Origin of the sequence: Maribellus sp. YY47, from assembly GCF_023111095.1 — a bacterium.
Taxonomy (GTDB): Bacteria; Bacteroidota; Bacteroidia; order Bacteroidales; family Prolixibacteraceae; genus Draconibacterium.
The window spans coordinates 1-4,216 of sequence record NZ_JALGYW010000003.1 but is presented as its reverse complement, the minus strand read 5'-3'; the positions used below and the strand labels follow the sequence as shown (position 1 = coordinate 4,216).

1 protein-coding gene is annotated in these 4,216 nt (G+C 39.7%); it reads right to left on the bottom strand.

The window, feature by feature from the left end:
- The coding region (locus MR764_RS02830; RefSeq protein WP_247977876.1) for a hypothetical protein at positions 1-2,813 on the bottom strand (2,813 nt) is incomplete at its 3' end.
- Between the last annotated feature and the right edge of the window lie 1,403 nt (positions 2,814-4,216).

The window sequence follows — 4,216 nt, the reverse complement described above, 5'->3', positions numbered from 1 at the left end:
GAAGGAGTAATACCGGTTGCCGGATCCTGGTCAGAACCAGAGTAGGTCATTTCAACCGTAAAGTCGTTAGCTGCGCAACCGTCAGAAATATTATAAGTTCGAACGAGTGTCCAGTTGCACTGTCCGCCAGTTAATGTTTGGCTTACGAATGATGCAGTTACTGTTCCACAGTCGTCAGAGTAAGCAGCTTCAATTGCAGCTTCATCATCTTCAGTCGGGTACAGTTCGTCAATTTCAGTTTCGTTGGCACAAGCATTAATATTGGCAACTCCTGAAGGAGTAATACCGGTTGCCGGATCCTGGTCAGAACCAGAGTAGGTCATTTCAACCGTAAAGTCGTTAGCTGCGCAACCGTCAGAAATATTATAAGTTCGAACGAGTGTCCAGTTGCACTGTCCGCCTGTTAATGTTTGGCTTACGAATGCTGCCGTTACTGTTCCACAGTCGTCAGAGTAAGCGGCTTCAATTGCAGCTTCATCATCGGCAGTTGGGTACAGTCCGTCAATTTCAGTTTCGTTGGCACAAGCATTAATATTGGCAACTCCTGAAGCAGTAATACCGGTTGCCGGATCCTGGTCAGAACCGGAGTAGGTCATTTCAACCGTAAAGTCGTTAGCAGAACAACCGTCAGAAATATTATAAGTTCTAACAAGTGTCCAGTTGCACTGTCCGCCTGTTAATATTTGGCTTACGAATGATGCAGTTACTGTTCCACAGTCGTCAGAGTAAGCGGTTTCAATTGCAGCTTCATCATCTTCAGTCGGGTACAGCCCGTCAATTTCAGTTTCGTTGGCACAAGCATTAATATTGGCAACTCCTGAAGGAGTAATACCGGTTGCCGGATCCTGGTCAGAACCAGAGTAGGTCATTTCAACCGTAAAGTCGTTAGCTGCGCAACCGTCAGAAATATTATAAGTTCGAACGAGTGTCCAGTTGCACTGTCCGCCTGTTAATGTTTGGCTTACGAATGCTGCCGTTACTGTTCCACAGTCGTCAGAGTAAGCGGCTTCAATTGCAGCTTCATCATCGGCAGTTGGGTATAGTCCGTCAATTTCAGTTTCGTTGGCACAAGCATTAATATTGGCAACTCCTGAAGGAGTAATACCGATTGCCGGATCCTGGTCAGAACCAGAGTAGGTCATTTCAACCGTAAAGTCGTTAGCTGCGCAACCGTCAAAAATATTATAAGTTCTGACAAGTGTCCAGTTGCACTGTCCGCCTGTTAATGTTTGGCTTACGAATGCTGCCGTTACTGTTCCACAGTCGTCAGAGTAAGCAGCTTCAATTGCAGCTTCATCATTGGCAGTCGGGTACAGTCCGTCAATTTCAGTTTCGCTGGCACAAGCATTAATATTGGCAACTCCTGAAGGAGTAATACCGGTTGCCGGATCCTGGTCAGAACCACTGTGTACAATCTGTTGATTAATTAACTCATTAGAACAATTATCAAAGACTCTAAACGTGTATATCACCTCCCAGGAGCAGTTGGTGCCTGTTACGGAGGTATTTGTTAATTCAGCAGTAACACCTCCTGGGTCAGAGTAATTTGATGCAACCGCAATTGCATCAAAAACTGGAGTACCAACAGGTGGAGTAAATTCATCTATATAGCAGGCATTAATTCCTGTTGTACCATCTGGAGCCGTTCCGGTTGGAGCCTCTCCATCACCAGGCGTTACATCAAAAGTTCCTTCGAAATAACAATCATTAGCATCAGTTATGGTGTAAATCTGTCCAGCCCCAGCAGGGACGTCTGAAAAAATACCAGTTTCATTTGACCTTCCATCTGAAGTTAATGTATATGTTAAAGGAGAGGTTCCTCCGCTACCATTTAGAGCAATTGTTGCAGTTTCACCTGAACAGTCAATCGGAGTTGTAACTGTCGGATTTGCCTCTATAGCCATCGGTTCTGTTATAACTAAAGTCCCATCGTCAAAATGGCCATCAGAATCACTGGCCTCATAATATAGGCTACCAGCACTTACATTTTCAAAAACGACAGTAGAAGTTGTATTTTTAGTTTCGCCATTAAAAGTAATACTGTAAGGAGCTTTACCTCCACTTACAATGAATTCTACAGAGGTAGTTTCTCCATTGCAATTTATTTCATCAGACTGAGGTACTACGATGAATGGACCTTGTGCAATAATGTCTGGTATTTGAGCATTACAAGCAGAGTAATTTCCTGTTAAACATGTAGGTGTATTATTGTCGGTATTATCCCAGCCAACGATCATATTTTCGATACCCACTAAACTATTTATTTCTCCATTTACGATGTAGTTAGGTATTTCTTGATATATCCGATAATCACCTGTTTGTATAGTTCCTCCTGCAAAAGCCTGAATAAAGTCTGATGTTTTTTGTCCAGTTGTGGCATTATAAATAACTAGGTCGAACTGGGCATATAAGTCATACTTATTTCCAATTTTTACGACATTAAGAAAAACATAAGCGTTATGGTTTCCACTAGGAATATTGTCATCGGTAATTTTTGTTCCGTCTTCAAGGGCAATGTATGCCCCAACCACATCTGCTGAATTTGCGGTACAATTTACCGTTGGATCAGCAGGTTGGCAAAGATTACTTTCAAGTAATTCGAAGTAGGATTGTGCCTTTGATTGTAATGGCACAGACGCTAGCAGAAGCAAGAGTAAGAACAAAAAGTTGCTTAAGGAACTTTTAAACACCATTCCCAATATTCGGGTTCGTGTTAAATTTCGCTTGGGTAGAGTTGTTTTCATATCATTTGTTGTGTTAATAGTTACAAAACCACACAGTAAGGTATTCGGCGCCAAATCAATCCATTCCAACGAATAGTTGATCAGTCATTTGCCGTAATTGCTTATAAACTTATGTTGATATGAAATTTTCGGAAAGATGTAAATAACCCCTTATTTTTTATCTAACTTTAAATTTCAGAATCAATTATTGCTTATGCAAATTATGACTAAATAACATAAAATCCAAATTTCAAATTGATTCGCGTCGCTTCCATATTCAATATTTCAAATGTTTAGTACGTTTGCTTGTCATAATGCAATTGCTGTGCCATTTGGCTTAATGTATTGATAGTGAGTGATTAATTGTTTTCGTGTGATCCTTGAAGTGTTTTCAAATTGGGACAAAACTCCCGTACTGGAAAATTAAACACCCCAAAGTATTTTTATGATCAGATACTATTAAATTATAATTTCATGATGTTATGAATATTGAGATTACCTAGTTATAGGTATTGATAAGTTTCATTTTCGTTTTTTATTATGATGAAAAAAGGCAATTATTTTTTGATTTTAGTTGACATAATTATCTGATCAGTCTGTTTTGTCGTTGGTTATTTGTGTTCGTGCCAAAAAGGGTGGATTGAAAAGGAGAGGGGCAGTCTGAGTGCTTCGCTGAAAAGTGAGACTTTGTGGCCCCGGTATCTACAGTATAATAAGGAATAGCAAATTCACGATTTAAATATACCCGATTGATGATGATGCAGAATTCAGGTTGCAGTTATTGGGGTAACACTTCCGCCCAGGCTTCTCGAATGAAATATGACTACTATATAATAGGTAAGGATAAAGGATTTTTTAAATGTGGGGAACGGGGTATTTGTGAGGTGAGTTGTATTTCTGGTCAGAAGGTTGATATTGGTTACAGTATATTTAACTTCTTTAGGGGAAATTTTTTGTAAAGTAGCTTAGTGTCTATTTGTATATATTTATCTGCTTGATTCTTTTGAAATCAGAATCATTGCCTCACCACTCCCAAGCGGTCGACCGATAGAAATGGAGCTGGATCAAAGTTTTTCCGGTCCTGGCTTCAGTCGGGGCTTGGGATCTCACTATTTACCCTGGATAATTTATTCCGCCAGAAACATCTTGTATGCTTGATGCAGTCCTGTATATATTATATGGTAACCCGGCAAGCATTTAAGCGACGTGTTTTCTCTATTTGAATCTGTGACTATACTATAAATATTATATCGCTTGAAACATTAATTGCAGTGTCTCGTAAATTAAATTCCGATTTGTCATTTTAACTGAATGCTGATATTCAGAAGAATAGAGATAAAGAGTAAAATTATCGCGAAAAAGCGAGTTGAAAAGTTTGTATTATCCAAAAGCCTGTATATTTTTGCAGCCGCTTTAAGAGCGAGCGTTCACTGAGGGAATGAAAGATTAGGAACAGGTGAGAGGAGAGTTGAAGTTTTGTATTAATGCGGAAT